Origin of the sequence: Sinomonas mesophila (assembly GCF_001999765.1) — a bacterium.
GTDB lineage: Bacteria > Actinomycetota > Actinomycetes > Actinomycetales > Micrococcaceae > Sinomonas > Sinomonas mesophila.
Map to the genome: position 1 here is coordinate 352758 of NZ_KV908323.1, position 14908 is coordinate 367665.

Here is a 14908-nt window from a genome sequence, read left to right on the forward strand (position 1 = left end):
TCCATCCCACGTCCAGAGAGATGCCATGACCCTCCAGCTCGAATTCATCACCCTGCAGGACCTTGTGCGCGGCGAGGTCCTCGACCCCGGCGACGCGGGGTACGCGGCCGAGGCCGCGGGCTTCAACGCCGCCGTCGTCCATCGGCCCGACGTCGTCGTCGCGGCCCTCGACGCGGCGGACATCGTGGCCACGGTCCGCTGGGCCTCCCTCAACGAGGTCCCGCTCGCCGTGCAGGCCACGGGCCACGGCGCCGAGCGCTCCCTTGCCGGCGGCATCCTCCTGAGCACGACTCGGCTGCGCTCGGTCGTCGTCGACCCGTTGGCGCGGACCGCGACCGTCGGCGCCGGGACGCGCTGGCGCGAGGTCATCGACGCGGCGGCCGCGCACGGCCTCGCGCCGCTCAACGGCTCGAGCTCGGACGTCGGCGTCGTCGGCTACACGCTCGGCGGCGGCCTGCCCGTCCTCGGCCGGACCTTCGGCTTCGCCGCCGACTCGGTTCTGGGCTTCGACATCGTGACCATGGACGGCGACGCGCGGACCGTGAGCCGCACCCACGAGCCGGCCCTCTTCGACCTGCTCTGCGGCGGCGGGGCGGGGCTCGCCGTCGTCACCGCCGTGACCTTCCGCCTCTACCGCGTCGCCGAGGTGTACGGCGGGGCCCTCGTGTTCGACGGCGAGCACGCCGAGGCCGTGCTGCGCGCCTTCGCCTCGTGGGCGCCCCGGCTACGGGACGCCTCGAACGCCGCGATCCGCTTCCTCCGCGCCCCCGACGCGCCGGACGTTCCGCGCGAGCTCGCCGGCCGGCTCACGGTGCACATCGCCTTCGCACACGTGGGCCGGGGCGGCGAGGCGGCCCTGGCGCCGATGCGCGCCGCCGCGCCCGTGCTCATCGACGCCGTCGGACTCATGCCGTACAGCGACGTGGACCGCGTGTTCTCCGACCCCGAGGCTCCCATGCCGTATCTGAGCGGCGGCGCGGGTCTCGTCGGGCTCGGCGAGGGCGCGATCCAGGCGCTCCTCGCCGTCGCCGGCCCCCAGGCCCAGTGCCTGCTCCCACTCGTCGACATCCGCCTGCTCGGCGGGGCGATGACGTCCGACGACGGCCGCGCGGCATCGGCGCACGGGCTCGGCTACGCGGTGCACGCCGTCGGGGTCCTGGCCCCGCCGATCGCCGAGGCGGTCCCGGGCGCGATCCAGGACGTGCTGGGGGCGCTGGCCCCGTTCGGCAACGGCCGCGCGCCGCGGAACGTCCTCGGGGACCTCGAGGACGCCTCGGCGGCGTGGGCCGACGAGGTCGGCGCGCGGCTCGAGGAGGCGCGCGCGGAGCTCGACCCGCAGGGGCTCCTGCGCGGGGGTGCGGGCCGCGCGTGACCCATCGGCGGACACGCCCGTCAAGGTCTCGCGGGGGTGTCCGGGCGTTCGCCGCCGGGTTGGCGTGCCACGGTTCCGGCGCGGCCCGAGCGCGCGCCGCGGGGCGTGGCGCCGCGCGATCCACTGCGCGTACTGTCGAGGGATCCGGCCCGTCCTGGGCCGGACCGCCGCGTGCCCGTCCCCGCGGGCTCCCGGCAGGCGGGTGCTGAGTGGAAGGGAAGTCCATGGGCAACGACACTCCCGAGAACACCGACGACACGACCGCCCAGGGTGCCGAGGGCGCCGCGGGCAGCATCGGCGGGGGCGGCTACGGCGAGCCGACGCTCGAGCAGGAGCTCGGCCAGGGTGCCGCCGGGGACGCCGCGGGCCAGGGGCCCGCGAAGGAACCCGCCGGCGAGGGCGAGCAACCCGCCGGCGAGGGCGAGCAATCCGCCGGCCAGGGCGAGGGCGAGGATCCCGCAGGCGAGTACGGCCAGCGCGCGGACGCTGACGAGCTCGCCGCGGAGGAACGCGATCCCGGGACCGACCGCGCCGCCCCGCAGCCGACGGAGCCGCCCGACTGAGGGGGGCGCTGGCGGGGCCCGCCGGGGCGCCGCGTCCGCCTGTCCAAGCCCCGGCGCGGCCGGTAGGCTCCGAAGCAGCACTGCCATGCGTGCGACGTACGTGCGAAGGAGCGCCATGTGAAGAAGCTCATCAATGACCCGAAGGCGGTCGTGGACGAATCGCTGGAGGGCTTCGGCATGGCCCATCCGGACCTCGTGAGCGTCCACCCCGATCCGCTCTTCGTCGCCCGCGCGGGCGGCGCCGTCCCCGGCAAGGTCGGCCTCGTCTCCGGCGGCGGCAGCGGGCACGAGCCGCTTCACGCCGGCTACGTCGGCCTCGGGATGCTCGACGCCGCCGTCCCCGGCGCCGTCTTCACCTCGCCGACTCCCGACGCGATCGTCCCGGCGACCCAGGCAGCGGACGGAGGCGCCGGCGTCGTCCACATCGTCAAGAACTACACGGGCGACGTCCTGAACTTCGAGACCGCCGGCGAGCTGTGCGCGGCGGAGGGCATTGACGTGCGCACGGTCCTCGTCAACGACGACGTCGCGGTCGAGGACTCGCTGTACACCGCGGGGCGACGCGGCGTCGCCGGAACGGTCCTGGTCGAGAAGATCGCCGGGGCGGCCGCCGAGCGCGGCGATTCGATCGACGCGGTCGAGGCCATTGCGACGCGGGTCGCGGCCAACGTCCGCTCGATGGGCCTCGCCCTCGCGCCCTGCACCGTCCCGCACGCGGGCAGGCCGAGCTTCGAGCTCGCGGGCGACGAGATCGAGATCGGCATCGGCATCCACGGCGAGCCCGGCCGGCAGCGCGTGGGCCTCGAGCCGGCCGACGCGCTCACGGAGGCCCTGCTCTCGCCCATCGCCGAGGACCTCGGCGTCGGGGAGGGCGAGCAGGTGCTGCTCTTCGTCAACGGCATGGGCGGCACGCCCCTGGCCGAGCTGTACATCGTCTACCGCCGCGCCGCGCAGCTGCTCGCCGAGCGCGGCGTGGCCGTGCGGCGCAGCCTCGTGGGGAACTACATCACCTCGCTCGACATGCAGGGCTGCTCGGTGACCGTCCTGCGGCTCGACGACGAGCTCCTCGAGCTCTGGGACGCCCCCGTGCACACTCCGGCCCTCCGCTGGGGCGCATGATGACGGACCTGGACACCGCGTGGGCCGAGCGGTGGCTCCGCGAGTCGGCGCGGGTGATTGCGCTGCACCGCGAGGAGCTCATCGAGCTCGACCGGGCCATCGGCGACGGCGACCACGGCGAGAACATGGACCGCGGCTTCGGCGCGATCGTCGCCCAGCTCGACGAGGAGGCGCCAGCCTCCGTCGGCGCGGCGCTCAAGATGGCGGCGATGATGCTCATGAGCAAGGTCGGCGGGGCTGCCGGTCCGCTCTACGGCACGGCCTTCCTGCGCGCAGCGACCTCTGTGGGCGAGGCCGAGGCGCTCAACGGCACGGAGGTCGCCGCGATGCTCGCCGCGGCCCGGGACGGGATCGTCGCGCGCGGGCGGGCCGAGCTGGGAGACAAGACGATGGTCGACGCGTGGTCGCCCGCCGTGGACGCCGCCGGGAGGGCGGGCGACGGCGAGGCAGCCCTGGGTGCGGCCGCCGATGCCGCCGAGGCAGGCGCCGAGGCGACGAAGCCGCTCGTGGCGCGCAAGGGCCGCGCGAGCTACCTCGGGCAGCGGAGCGCGGGCCACCTCGACCCTGGCGCGGTCTCGACCTCGCTCATCCTCCGCGCCGCCGTCACCGCCGCGATGAGCGAGATCGGCGCCGGCGGGGCAGGGGGCGGCCGGTGAGCCCGGTCGGCCTGCTCATCGTCTCGCACAGCGCGCGGCTCGCGGAGGGCGTCGTCGAGGTCGCGCAGCAGATGGCCGCCTCGGTCCCGCTCATGGCAGCGGGCGGCACGGACGATGGCGGGGTGGGCACCTCGTTCGCGAAGGTCATGGACGGTGTCGGGGCGGTGGACACCGGGGAGGGTGTCGTCGTCCTGACCGACCTCGGCTCCGCCGTCATGACCGCGGAGTCGGTGCTCGAGTTTCTTGACGAGGCGCAGCGGTCCCGGGTCCGGCTCGCCGATGCGGCCCTCGTCGAGGGCGCCGTCGCTGCGGCGGTGGCCGCGGAGGCGGGGGCCGGGTTGGAGGCGGTCGTCCGGGCCGCCGAGGAGGCCGTGCCCGCAGCCCCCACGGAGGAGCCGCCCGAGCTCCGGGAGCCCATCGAATCCGCGGCCCTGACACTCGTGAACCCCATGGGCCTGCACGCCCGACCGGCCGCCGTCCTGGCCGGACGGCTCTCGGCCTTCGACGTCGAGGTGACCGTCAACGGCGTCGACGGCCAGTCGGTCATGGCGCTCATGGCGCTGGGTGCAGGCCACGGCGCCCAGCTCGTCGTGGAGGCCTCGGGACCGGACGCCGCGAGGGCCGTGGCCTTCGTCCGCCACCAGATCGAGACCGGCTTCGGCGAGATCTAGCCCCCCATCCTTGAGGGGTCATGTCCCCCGCGTTGAGGGGTCATATCCCACGCGTTGAGAGGAGAGGTGTGAAAGGAGTGTTTCACCAGCAGTGAACGGCCCTGTCCCCGGCGTCGGAGTGGGGGTTGAATCGGGGACATGAGTGCAGAGCCCCAGACCCTCGGCGCCTCGGGCGGGCAGGCGGGCGCCGCCCCCTCCGGCACCGACTCCACGCCGGCCTCCGAGCCCCGCCCGGAGACGCCGTTCCACGACCTCGACCACTACGTCGCCATCCCCCGGATCTCGGGCCTGGCCCTGAGCCCGGACGGCTCGCGGCTCGTCACGACCGTCGCGACCCTCAACGGCAAAGGGACGGAGTACGGCACGGCCCTGTGGGAGATCGACCCGGCAGGCGAGCGCCCCGCCCGCCGCATCACGCGCAGCGCGAAGGGCGAGGCCGGCGCCGCGTTCGCCGCCAACGGCGACCTCTACTTCACCTCCGCCCGCCCGGACCCCGAGAAGCCGGACGAGGACCCCGTCAACGCCCTCTGGCTCCTGCCCCGGCCCGGCGGGGAGGCGCGCGTCGTGCTCTCCCGGGCCGGCGGCGTCGAGCGCGTCCTCGCGGCCCGCGCGGCGGACGCCGCCTTCGTCCAGGCACCCGTCCTGCCCGGCAGCGCCGACGAGGCCGACGACGAGACGCGCCGCACCGCGCGCAAGGACGGAAAGGTCGCCGCGATCCTGCACTCGGCCTACCCCGTCCGGTACTGGGACGCGGACCTCGGCCCCGCGGAGCCGCGCCTGTTCGCCGTCGAGCGCTCCCGCACGGCCCCCGAGCCGGGCCGCCCGTCCACGGTCGACGAGGGCCCGGACCTCGAGCTGCGGCCGCTCGCCCCGCACCTCGGCGCGGGCCTGCGCTTCGGCGCGGTCTCGCCGAGTCCCGATGGCGCGACGCTCTACGCCTCCGTCGCCAAGCCGCTCGCCAAGGCGGACCTGCGCACGGAGCTCGTCGCGATCGACGCCGCGACCGGCGAGACGCGCACCCTCCTCTCGGCGGACCGCACCGACTTCCACCCCGGGCCGGTGAGCCCCGACGGGCGGACGCTCGCCGTCGTCGTCGAGCCGCACACGACGCCGACTCAGTCCTTCCGCTCGGAGCTGCACCTCCTCGACCTCGGCGGCGGGGAGCTGCGCCGCGCGGGCACGGCGTGGGACCGCCACCCGCACCCTGCCGAGTGGGTCCCCGACGGCTCGGCGCTGCTCGTCACGGCGGACGACGGCGGGCGCTCGCCCGTGTTCCGCGTCGACGCCGCGAGCGGGGAGGTGGCCCGGGTGACGCACGACGACGCCGCGTACACCGACGTTGTCGTCGCGCCGGACGGGGCGAGCGCGTACGCGCTGCGCAGCTCGTACCTTTTCCCGCCCGAGGCGGTGCGGATCGACCTCGCGACGGGCGAGGCGGTGCGCCTGCCCAACCCGGCCGAGCGGCCGCAGATCCCCGGCCGGCTCGAAGAGGTCACCGCGACCGCCGAGGACGGCACGCCGCTGCGCGCGTGGCTGGCGCTGCCGGCGGAGCCCGGGGAGGGGGAGCCCGCGGCCCCGGGCGACGGGCCCGCCAGGCATCCCCTCCTCCTGTGGATCCACGGCGGCCCGATCGCGTCGTGGAACGCGTGGACGTGGCGGTGGAACCCGTGGCTGCTTGCCGCGCAGGGCTACGCCGTCCTGCTCCCGGATCCAGCCCTCTCGACCGGCTACGGGCAGGACTTCATCCAGCGCGGCTGGGGCCGCTGGGGCGCCGAGCCGTTCACGGACCTCATGGCGATCACCGACGCCGCCCTGGCCCGGGGCGACCTCGACCCGGAGCGCACGGCCGCGATGGGCGGCTCGTTCGGCGGGTACATGGCCAACTGGGTCGCGGGGCACACGGACCGCTTCCGGGCGATCGTGACCCACGCGAGCCTCTGGGCGCTCGAGGGCTTCGGCCCGACGACCGACATGGCCCTGTACTGGGCCAAGGAGATGGACGAGGCCATGACGGCCGAGCACTCGCCGCACCGGTTCGTCGACCGGATCCGCACTCCGATGCTCGTCATCCACGGCGACAAGGACTACCGCGTGCCGATCGGGGAGGGGCTGCGGCTCTGGTACGAGCTCCTCTCGCGCTCGCAGCTCGCCGTGGGCGAGGACGGCTCAACCCCGCACCGCTTCCTCTACTTCCCGGACGAGAACCACTGGATCCTGCAGCCGCAGCACGCCAAGGTCTGGTACGGGGTTGTGGAGGCGTTCCTCGCCGAGCACGTCCTCGGCGAGAGCCGCGGGCTGCCCGCCGAGCTCGGGCTCTAGGGCCGGCGCCGCAGGTGAGGACCGGTCTCATCGTGAGACCGGTCCCCCCTCGCGAGACCGGTCGGCGCAACGCCGGTCTGGCAGCTTGGCACCGGTCTCGCCCGGCGCCCGCGACCCTGTCCGCTCCCTGCCCTCGTCGGTACGCTTGGCCACATGGCTGGCACGGGGACTGGTACGGGGCCGGGCACTGCAGGCGCCGAGCCGGACGACGGCGGAACGCCCCGCCTCGGGACGCCCCGCCTCGCCGCGCCCGGCGAGGCGCCCGTCGTCGCCCGCCTCCTCGACGCGTTCAATCGCGAGTTCGGAGACGCGACCCCGGGAGTGCCGGCGATCGCCCGGCGGCTGGCCGGGCTGCTCGAGGAGGGGAGCACGTTCGCCGTCGTCATCGGGGACCCCGCGTCGGGGGTGGCCCTCGTGACCCTGCGCCCCAACGTCTGGTACGACGGACCCGTCGCGCTGCTCGATGAGCTCTATGTCGTGCCCGAGAAGCGCGGCGGCGGGCTCGGCACTGCGCTGCTGCGCGCCGTCGAACGCCAGTGCGTCGCCGCGGGTGCCGAGCTGCTCGAGATCACCGTCGACGGCGAGGACGTCGACGCGCGGCGCTTCTACGAGCGCCACGGCTACGCCACCGGGAACCCAGGGCAGGACGAGCCCCAGCTCTACTACTCGCGTGAGCTCGGCGGGCTGGGCGGGCCAGACGCCACCAGTCCGGGCACGGGAGGGGCGGGCGACCCCCACTAGGATTGGCCCATGACAGCCGCCGAGACGACCTCAGAGAAAGCCGCGACATCAGCGACCGACGCGCCGCCGTTCACCCTGCGCCGCGCCCGCACCTCGGACGTCGCGGGGATCCGGCGCCTCGTGGCCCCTCTGGCGGACCGGCGCATCCTCATCTCCAAGGAGTCGGTGGCCTACTACGAGGCCATCCAGGAGTTCCGCGTCGCGGAGACGCCGGACGGCGAGCTCGTCGGCTGCGGCGCCCTGCACGTCATGTGGGAGGACCTCGCCGAGATCCGCACGCTCGCGGCGGCGGATTCCTGGCGCGGCCGCGGCGTCGGGCACGCGCTCGTCGAGCAGCTGCTCGCGGACGCGGACGACGTCGGCGTGCAGCGGGTCTTCTGCCTCACTTTCGAGGTGGGGTTCTTCGAGCGGCACGGCTTCGAGGTCATGGCCGACCAGACCGGCGTCGATCCCGAGGTGTACTCCGAGCTCCTGCGCTCGCACGACGAGGGCGTCGCGGAGTTCCTCGACCTGGCCCGGGTCAAGCCGAACACGCTCGGGAACACGCGCATGATCAAGTGGATCGCGGGACGGGCGCGCGAGTAGGGCGAGGCGGTGCGCCTGCTGGACCTTGTCGGCCAGTTCCTCGGGGCTCGCGTCGGGGTTGACTCACGGCTTCGGCCGCAGCCCCTGCGCGTCCCATTCGACGACGGCCCGGACGAACTTCCCGCAGTGCTGCCCGAAGGGGTACTCGGCGATCGGGGTGAAGGTGAGCTGCGCCGTCGTCTGGGTCACCCTGCCCGTGGGCCCCGGGCCTGGGCCGGTGGCGGTGAGGGTCAGCTCGATCGGGTCCTCGGTGAGGACGACCATGTCGAGCTGGGCCGTTCGGCCGGGCGTGCCCGGGAGCGAGAGGAGCTCGAGGTCCGCCTCGTGGCAGGACCCGGCCTGGCAGCCGCGGCCATGGAGAGTCGCGATCGTGGCCGCGAGCTCCGGGCTGATCTCGATGCTCACGAACGGCGCCGCCGCGATTGCCGGGCATGGTGGCGGGTACGGGGAGGGGAAGAACTGGCAGCCGGTCAGGAGAATGGCGGCCGCCGCGGCCGCGGCCAGAGCGCCGGTCCCGCGCGCGAGGATCCTCATGCCCCCACGCTAGGCCCGGCCGCCCCCCGGGCACAGGCCCGCGGCGGCGACGATCCGGCCACAGTCCGGTCTCGTCGGTGCCCGGCCCGGTCACGGTCAGGGCATGGGTCGGCAACGCGGCGGGCTCGCACCCGGCGGACGACGGCGAATGCCCGGCTGACGGGTGCGAGATCGGGGATGTCGGGACCAGGGATGTTGGGACAGGTCTGGCGGGACCGGTCTGGCGGGGAAGGGCCGGTCTCGTGCTGAGACCGGTGGCTCGCTGCGAGACCGGGGATGGCGGGACCGGTCTCGCGGGGGAGGACCGGTCTCGTGACAGCATGTGCCCGGGCTAGCGGGGCCGCCGCCCGAGCGGGAGCGGTCAGGGCAGGGCGAGCCGCCCGCCGTCGTCCACCGCGAGGCCGTCCGCGACGAGACCGGCGATGGCCCGTTCGAGCTGCTCCGGGCCGGTGCGCAGGGCGTGCAGACGCGCGAGGGCCATGGCGTGCGGCGAGCGCGCTCGGCTCACGGCGCCGCCGGGCCCGGACACGAGCCCAGCGCCGGGCCCGGGCACGGGCTCAGGCGCGGTTTCGGACACGAGCTCGGGCTCTGGGGCGGGCCCCGTGAACAGTTCCAAGGCCACAGGATGCTCGGCCGCGCGCAGGACGGCCATGACGGCCCCGCGCACCTGGCGGTCGGTGCCATGCCAGGCCTGGCCCTTCGGAGTGTACGACGGCGGGGGCTCGCCGGCGGCGCGCCAGGCGCAGTCCGCCGCGACAGGGCACTCGGCGCACCTCGGCGAGCGGGCCGTGCAGACGAGTGCACCAAGCTCCATGGTCGAGGCGTTCCAGGCAACGGAGAGTGCCGCGTCCTCAGGCAGGAGCTCCGCGGCCCGGCGCTGTTCGGCGGCCGTGAGCGCAGGCGCCGGCAGGGCCTCGCCGCCGACGAGCCGGGCATGGACGCGGCGGATGTTCGTGTCCACGACCGTGGCGCGCCGGCCGAAAGCGAACGCCGCGACGGCCGCGGCCGTGTAGGAGCCGACGCCGGGGAGCGCGAGCAGGCCCTCCTCCGTGTCGGGGACCCGACCGCCATGCTCGGCGGCGATGACGGTCGCGGCGGCGTGCAGGCGCAGGGCCCGGCGGGGGTAGCCGAGCCGGCCCCACGCGCGCACGGCCTCGCCCGGCGGCTCCGCCGCGAGGAGCGCGGGCTCGGGCCAGCGCTCCATCCACTCGTGCCACACGGGCAGCACGCGCACGACGGGCGTCTGCTGGAGCATGACCTCGCTCACGAGGACGCCCCACGGGGTCCGGTCCGGGTCGCGCCACGGCAGGTCGCGGGACTCCGCGGTGAACCAGCCCGAGACCGTGTGGTGCAGATGCTCGAGGCGTTGGCGGTCGACGGGGGGCGGGGTCGCGCTGCCGACGGCGGCCCGGGAGGCCGGGGCGGTGGGGCTGAGGGTCACGGGAGCCTTTCTGGCGGGACAGGTTCACTGTACCGGCGGCGCGCCGCGCCGGGCCGGGCCGCGGCGAATCCTAGCCTAGAGTCATGGCACGGCAGGGCAGGGGGGCAACAGGCATGTCAAAAACAGGCAGGGGCGGCACGGCGGCGCGCGGCACGGCAGCGCGGGGGACAGGGGGCCGCCCGGGGACACGCCGCCAGAGCCCGGCCGTCTACCGCCGTCGCCGGCTCGTCGTGCTCGTCCTGCTCCTGGCCGTCCTCGGCGCCATCGGCCTGGGTGCCTGGGGGATCGCCCGCGCCGTCGGCCCGGAGGCCGCGCCGGCCGGCCCGCCGGCCTCGCCCGAGCCTGGTGCCACCGACGGTGCGGTGCCCGCGACGCCCGGTGCGCCGTCGTCCGCCACCGCGAGTCCAGCCGCGACCTCCACGGGCGGTGCTGCCGCCTCGCAGAGCGCCTCGCCGAGCGCCCCCGCGCCCCCGGCGTGCGACTGGCAGCTCATCACGGTGAGCGCCGCGACGGACAAGCCCGCCTACGCCGCGGGCGAGAACCCCGTGTTCTCCCTCAAGGTCACCAATGGCAACCCCGTCCCCTGCGACATCAACGTGGGCACAACGCAGATGGAATTCCTCGTGGTCAGCGGCGTCGACCGGATCTTCTCGTCGAAGGACTGCCAGGCGGAGGCCGCGGACCTCGTCAAGACGCTCCCGGCGGGCGGCTCCGAGACCGCCAACTTCCCCTGGTCCCGCGTGCGCAGCGTCGCGGGCTGCACCGCCGTGCCGGTGCAGCCCCGCCCGGGCGTTTACGTCCTGACCACCTCCCTGGGCACGACGACGAGCAGCAAGGCCGTCTTCTCGCTCGGCTGAGGCGGGTGGCAGCGCGGGGCGTCTGCGGCCTCGGCTCGGGGGCTGCGGCCTAGAGGAAGCGGTCGAGGAGGCTCGCCTCGGCCATGCGGGAGAGGCCCTCGCGGACGGTCCTTGCGCGCTGCTCGCCGATGCCGTCGACGATCATGAGGTCCTCGATCGTCGCGGCCATGAGATTCTGCAGGCCGCCGAAGTGGTCCACGAGCCGGTCGGCGACGGCCCGCGGGACGGGCTTGAGCCCCGAGATGAGGCGGTAGCCGCGCGGCTGGACGACGGCGTCGAGCGTCTCGGCGCCGCCCGCGTAGCCGAGGATCCCGGCGATCCTGTTGAGGTCGATGAGGTCCACGCTCGTGAGGTCCATGAGGGCCTGCAGTGCGGATTCGATCGTCTCGGGCGTCGCGTCGTCGCCGGCGTAGTCGCGCAGGACGACGTCGCTGCCCGCGCCGAGGCCCGCGGTGAGCTCCTCGAGCTGGAGGGCCAGGAGCCGGCCGTCGTCGCCGAGCTCGAGGACGTACTGGGCGATCTCCTCGGAGATGCGGCGCACCATCTCCTGCCGCTGGAGCGTCTGCGCCACGTCCCGCACGGTCACCATGGCCTCGATCTCGAGGGCCGAGAGCGAGTTCGTGACCTGGTCCAGCCTCGCGCGGTACCGCTCGAGCGTCGCGAGGGCCTGGTCCGCTCGGGCCAGGACCCGTTCGGAGCCCTCGATGACGTGCCGGATGCCCTGGACGTAGAGGGCGATGGTCTGCATGGACTGGCTCACCGAGATGACCGGCAGCCCCGTCTGGATCGCGACGCGCTCCGCGGTGCGGTGACGCGTGCCGGACTCGTGGGTCTCGATCGTCGAGTCGGGGACGAGGTGAACGGCCGCGCGGACGATCGTCCTCGCGTCCCGGTCCGTGACGATCGCGCCGTCCATCTTCGCGAGCTCGCGCAGGCGCGTGGGGGAGAAGTCGATGCCGATCTCGAAGCCGCCCGAGCACAGCGACTCGACCGTGCGGTCGAACCCGAGGACGATGAGGGCGCCCGTGCGGCCCTTGAGGATCCGCTCGAGCCCATCGCGGAGGCCGGTTCCGGGTGCGACTCGGGCCAAGGTGGCTTTGAGCACTTCCTCGGGGGTCCGAGCCATTCGATGTCCCTTCACGCGGCCGCGTGCCTGCGCAGGCACCGAACCCCATGCTAGCGGCGCGAGGCCCGGGATCCTGCGGTTTTCCGCCTCTGGAGGGCGAAAGAGTACAACGATTCGGGCAAGAATGCACCCCTCCCAGAGGGCGGGCCGGGACTCAGCCGGGGATGAGCAGCTCGAGCGCCTCCGCGACGTGCGCCACCTCGCGCACCTTGAACCCTTCCGGCACGTCGCCGGGCCCGGCAGGGCTCGCGGGCACGACGGCGTGGGTGAACCCGAGCCTGTGGGCCTCCTGGATGCGGCGGTTGATGCCCGGCACCGGCCGCACCTCGCCCGCGAGGCCCACCTCGCCGAACGCGATGAGCCGCTGGGGGAGGGCGGTGCGGGTCTTCGCCGACGCGACCGCGAGGGCCACGGCGAGGTCGGTCGCGGGCTCGCTGAGCTTCACTCCGCCGACGGTCGCGACGTAGGAGTCGTCCTTGTGCAGGAGGCACCCCGCCCGCTGCTGGAGGACGGCGAGCAGCATGGCCACGCGCGAGGAGTCGAGCCCGCTCGTGGCCCGGCGCGGCTGCCCGGCCGCGCTCTCGGCGAGGAGCGACTGGACCTCGGCCAGGAGCGGCCTCCGGCCCTCGAGCGTCACGGTGATGCACGTGCCGGAGACGGGCTCACGCGTGCGCGAGACGAACAGCCCGGACGGGTCCGCGACGCTCACGATCCCCGTCTCGGCGAGGTCGAAGCAGCCCACCTCGTCCGTGGGGCCGTAGCGGTTCTTCACGGCCCGCAGGAGCCTCAGCCGCGAGTGCCGCTCGCCCTCGAACTGGCACACGACGTCGACGAGGTGCTCGAGCAGGCGCGGGCCCGCGATCGAGCCGTCCTTCGTCACGTGCCCGACGAGCAGCGTGGTCATGTTCCGCCGCTTGGCGGCCGCGATGATCGAGGCCGCGACCTCGCGCACCTGCGAGACCCCGCCCGCGCTCCCGTCCACCTCCGGGCTCGAGAGCGTCTGGACCGAGTCCACGATGAGGAGCTGCGGCTGGACCTTCTCGACGTGGCCGAGCGCCTGCGCTAGGTCCGTCTCCGCGGCGAGGAACAGCCGCGGGGCGACGGCGCCGATCCGCTCCGCGCGCAGCTTCACCTGCGCCGCGGACTCCTCGCCCGTGACGTAGAGGACGTCGCGGGCGGCGGTGCCCTCCCCGGCGCCCCCTGTTCCCGCCCCGACCTTCGCCGCGACGTCGAGCAGGAGCGTCGACTTGCCGACGCCGGGCTCCCCGGCGAGCAGGATCACGGCGCCGGGCACGAGTCCGCCGCCCAGGACGCGGTCGAGCTCGCCGACCCCCGTGGGCAGGAACGCGGCGTCCGTCGCGTCGACATCGGCGATCGGGCGGGCCGGCTCGAGGACTGTTGCAGCAGCCGTCGTGCGCGCGACGACGGCGCCGACCTCCTCGACCGTTCCCCACGCCTGGCACTCGCCGCAGCGGCCGACCCACTTGGCCGTGGTCCAGCCGCACTCGGCGCAGCGGTAGCCCGGGGCCTTGCCGGACCGTGAGGTGCTGCGGGGGGAGGTCTTCGTCGCCATGCCCCCAAGGCTACGGGAGGGCTCCGACAGTCTTCGCGCTGGACAGCGCGGCGCGGTGAGGGGCGGCGCAGGGCCGCAGCGCACCGGCGTTCAGAGCCGCGGCAGGAGCGCCACGGCCTCGTCGTGCGCGTGGCCCGTGGCCTCGAGCAGGTCCACGAGCATGGGCCGCAGGAGGATCACGAGCGCCTCTCCCTCGAGCCGTTCGACCTCGAGCTGCCGGGGGTGCGCGCGGGAGGCGATGTCCGCAAGCTCGAGCCGGGCCGTGCGCATCTGCGCCTCGCGCTCCTCCCGCCGCTCCGCGACGAGGCCCAGCCCGACGTCGTCGAGCGCGTCCGCCGTGTCCTCGAGCAGCCCCGCGATGTTCTCGGCCGCGTCCTGCGTCAGCGCGGCGTTGTTGATGACGGAGGTGAGCCGGCGCGCGACGACGCGCCCGTTCCGCAGCGCGAGGTCGAGGTACTCGACGGCGTGCTCGACCTCCTCGAGCTCGCCCCGGTGCCGCCGGTACGCGGGGGCGATGGTGGCCACCTCCGACGACGACTTGAGGCTCGCGCGGATCGTGTCCACGAGCGCCTGCGAGCTGCGCCCGCGGACGAGGGCGTGCCACGCCCGGGTCGAATCGGCGTCCGCCAGCGCCGCCCCGCACTCGCGCAGCATGGTGGAGAACGCGCCGACGAGCTTCCTGAGGTCCCGCCGCGGCTCGACGCGCGGGTCGCGGGGGAGCAGGGCCGTGAGCACGAGCGCGATGACACCGCCGACGACGGCGTCGAGGCTGCGCGTGAACGGCCCGCCCGCGGGGGCCGGCAGCAGGACGACGAGGAGCGACTGCAGCCCGAGCTGCGTCGCGAAGATGACGCCTCGGTCGAGGAACCGCGCCACGAGCAGGGAGACAAAGAGGATGACCGCGGCCTGCCACAGGCCGGTGCCGAGGAAGTGCATGAGGAGGTCGCCCACGGCGATGCCGAGCGTGCAGCCCAGCGCCACCTCGAGGACCTTCCTGACCGCGAGGTCCCGGCCGAAGCCGAGGGCTATGAGCGCGCTCGTCGCGGCGAAGATGGGGCCTGTGTGCCCGAGGACCTGCTCGGCGATCACGTACGCGAGGACCGCGCCGACCGTCATTCCGACTGCGGGGATGATGGAGCGGCGGACCCGCGTCATCCCGGTGGTCGCGAGGTCCCGCATGTAGGCGCCCGCGGCGCCGCGGAGACCTCGGTCTGCCTGCGCCTTCTTGTCCATACAGGGAAGTCTAGGGAGCGATCAGGATGCCCACGGCGCCGCCGCTGCCGGCGTCCTGCGCGTTCCGCTACTCAGATGTGACGCAGATGGCAAGCAGGCCCCGGCCACGTTACGAGGA

At 74.6% G+C, this 14908-nt stretch carries 14 protein-coding genes; 9 read left to right on the forward strand and 5 right to left on the reverse strand.

The genetic code is table 11. The annotated features are described in order from the left end of the window. The first annotated feature begins 25 nt into the window (after positions 1–25). The 8 genes from BV907_RS03560 to BV907_RS03595 all read left to right on the forward strand — a co-directional run bounded on the left by BV907_RS03560 (position 26) and on the right by BV907_RS03595 (position 8026). Positions 26–1372: an FAD-binding oxidoreductase gene (locus BV907_RS03560; protein ID WP_077488287.1), complete on the forward strand. Its 1347-nt coding sequence runs from the start codon at positions 26–28 to the stop codon at positions 1370–1372. 224 nt (positions 1373–1596) lie between these two features. Next, positions 1597–1935 carry a hypothetical protein gene (locus tag BV907_RS03565; protein ID WP_077488288.1) on the forward strand — a complete coding sequence of 113 codons (339 nt, stop codon included), beginning with the start codon at positions 1597–1599 and terminating at the stop codon, positions 1933–1935. 117 nt (positions 1936–2052) lie between these two features. Then, positions 2053–3054, forward strand: coding sequence for a dihydroxyacetone kinase subunit DhaK (dhaK, locus tag BV907_RS03570; protein WP_077488290.1), 1002 nt, complete (start codon positions 2053–2055; stop codon positions 3052–3054). Beyond that, positions 3051–3710, forward strand: coding sequence for a dihydroxyacetone kinase subunit DhaL (gene dhaL, locus BV907_RS03575; protein WP_077488292.1), 660 nt, complete (start codon positions 3051–3053; stop codon positions 3708–3710). Before dhaK ends, dhaL begins: the two co-directional genes overlap by 4 nt. Then, on the forward strand, positions 3707–4381 hold the full coding sequence (gene dhaM / locus BV907_RS03580; protein WP_245827770.1) for a dihydroxyacetone kinase phosphoryl donor subunit DhaM: 675 nt from the start codon (positions 3707–3709) through the stop codon (positions 4379–4381). Before dhaL ends, dhaM begins: the two co-directional genes overlap by 4 nt. Before the next feature lie 138 nt (positions 4382–4519). Further along, positions 4520–6700, forward strand: a complete 2181-nt coding sequence (locus BV907_RS03585; RefSeq protein WP_077488294.1) for a S9 family peptidase — start codon at positions 4520–4522, stop codon at positions 6698–6700. Between the two features lie 153 nt (positions 6701–6853). Next, complete coding sequence (locus BV907_RS03590) at positions 6854–7441, forward strand: GNAT family N-acetyltransferase (protein WP_077488295.1); 588 nt, start codon at positions 6854–6856, stop codon at positions 7439–7441. Positions 7442–7450: 9 nt separating this feature from the next. Continuing rightward, positions 7451–8026, forward strand: a complete 576-nt coding sequence (locus BV907_RS03595) for an amino-acid N-acetyltransferase (RefSeq protein WP_077488296.1) — start codon at positions 7451–7453, stop codon at positions 8024–8026. A 63-nt stretch (positions 8027–8089) separates the two neighbouring features. On the opposite strand, the gene BV907_RS03600 is transcribed toward BV907_RS03595, so the two are convergent. Both BV907_RS03600 and BV907_RS03605 read right to left on the reverse strand, forming a co-directional pair. Continuing rightward, on the reverse strand, positions 8090–8560 hold the full coding sequence (locus tag BV907_RS03600) for a hypothetical protein (RefSeq protein ID WP_077488298.1): 471 nt from the start codon (positions 8558–8560) through the stop codon (positions 8090–8092). Positions 8561–8921: 361 nt separating this feature from the next. Then, positions 8922–9914, reverse strand: coding sequence for an HhH-GPD family protein (locus tag BV907_RS03605; RefSeq protein WP_245827781.1), 993 nt, complete (start codon positions 9912–9914; stop codon positions 8922–8924). Positions 9915–10114: 200 nt separating this feature from the next. Between BV907_RS03605 and BV907_RS03610 the strand changes: the two genes are divergently transcribed. Next, complete coding sequence (locus tag BV907_RS03610) at positions 10115–10858, forward strand: hypothetical protein (protein ID WP_077488302.1); 744 nt, start codon at positions 10115–10117, stop codon at positions 10856–10858. A gap of 49 nt (positions 10859–10907) precedes the next feature. On the opposite strand, the gene disA is transcribed toward BV907_RS03610, so the two are convergent. The 3 genes from disA to BV907_RS03625 form a co-directional block, all read right to left on the reverse strand. After that, on the reverse strand, positions 10908–11984 hold the full coding sequence (gene disA, locus BV907_RS03615) for a DNA integrity scanning diadenylate cyclase DisA (RefSeq protein ID WP_077488303.1): 1077 nt from the start codon (positions 11982–11984) through the stop codon (positions 10908–10910). 154 nt (positions 11985–12138) lie between these two features. After that, positions 12139–13557: a DNA repair protein RadA gene (gene radA / locus BV907_RS03620; protein WP_077488305.1), complete on the reverse strand. Its 1419-nt coding sequence runs from the start codon at positions 13555–13557 to the stop codon at positions 12139–12141. Between the two features lie 90 nt (positions 13558–13647). Further along, positions 13648–14790, reverse strand: coding sequence for an FUSC family protein (locus tag BV907_RS03625; protein ID WP_425441597.1), 1143 nt, complete (start codon positions 14788–14790; stop codon positions 13648–13650). Positions 14791–14908 lie beyond the last annotated feature (118 nt).

What these genes read in the sequence shown, in the direction of transcription:
- BV907_RS03560 (WP_077488287.1), top strand. Translation starts at nt 26, where the DNA reads ATGACCCTCCAGCTCGAATTCATCACCCTGCAGGACCTTGTGCGCGGC.
- BV907_RS03565 (WP_077488288.1), top strand. Translation starts at nt 1,597, where the DNA reads ATGGGCAACGACACTCCCGAGAACACCGACGACACGACCGCCCAGGGT.
- dhaL (WP_077488292.1), top strand. Translation starts at nt 3,051, where the DNA reads ATGATGACGGACCTGGACACCGCGTGGGCCGAGCGGTGGCTCCGCGAG.
- BV907_RS03585 (WP_077488294.1), top strand. Translation starts at nt 4,520, where the DNA reads ATGAGTGCAGAGCCCCAGACCCTCGGCGCCTCGGGCGGGCAGGCGGGC.
- BV907_RS03590 (WP_077488295.1), top strand. Translation starts at nt 6,854, where the DNA reads ATGGCTGGCACGGGGACTGGTACGGGGCCGGGCACTGCAGGCGCCGAG.
- BV907_RS03595 (WP_077488296.1), top strand. Translation starts at nt 7,451, where the DNA reads ATGACAGCCGCCGAGACGACCTCAGAGAAAGCCGCGACATCAGCGACC.
- BV907_RS03600 (WP_077488298.1), bottom strand. Translation starts at nt 8,560, where the DNA reads ATGAGGATCCTCGCGCGCGGGACCGGCGCTCTGGCCGCGGCCGCGGCG.
- BV907_RS03610 (WP_077488302.1), top strand. Translation starts at nt 10,115, where the DNA reads ATGTCAAAAACAGGCAGGGGCGGCACGGCGGCGCGCGGCACGGCAGCG.
- disA (WP_077488303.1), bottom strand. Translation starts at nt 11,984, where the DNA reads ATGGCTCGGACCCCCGAGGAAGTGCTCAAAGCCACCTTGGCCCGAGTC.
- radA (WP_077488305.1), bottom strand. Translation starts at nt 13,557, where the DNA reads ATGGCGACGAAGACCTCCCCCCGCAGCACCTCACGGTCCGGCAAGGCC.
- BV907_RS03625 (WP_425441597.1), bottom strand. Translation starts at nt 14,790, where the DNA reads ATGGACAAGAAGGCGCAGGCAGACCGAGGTCTCCGCGGCGCCGCGGGC.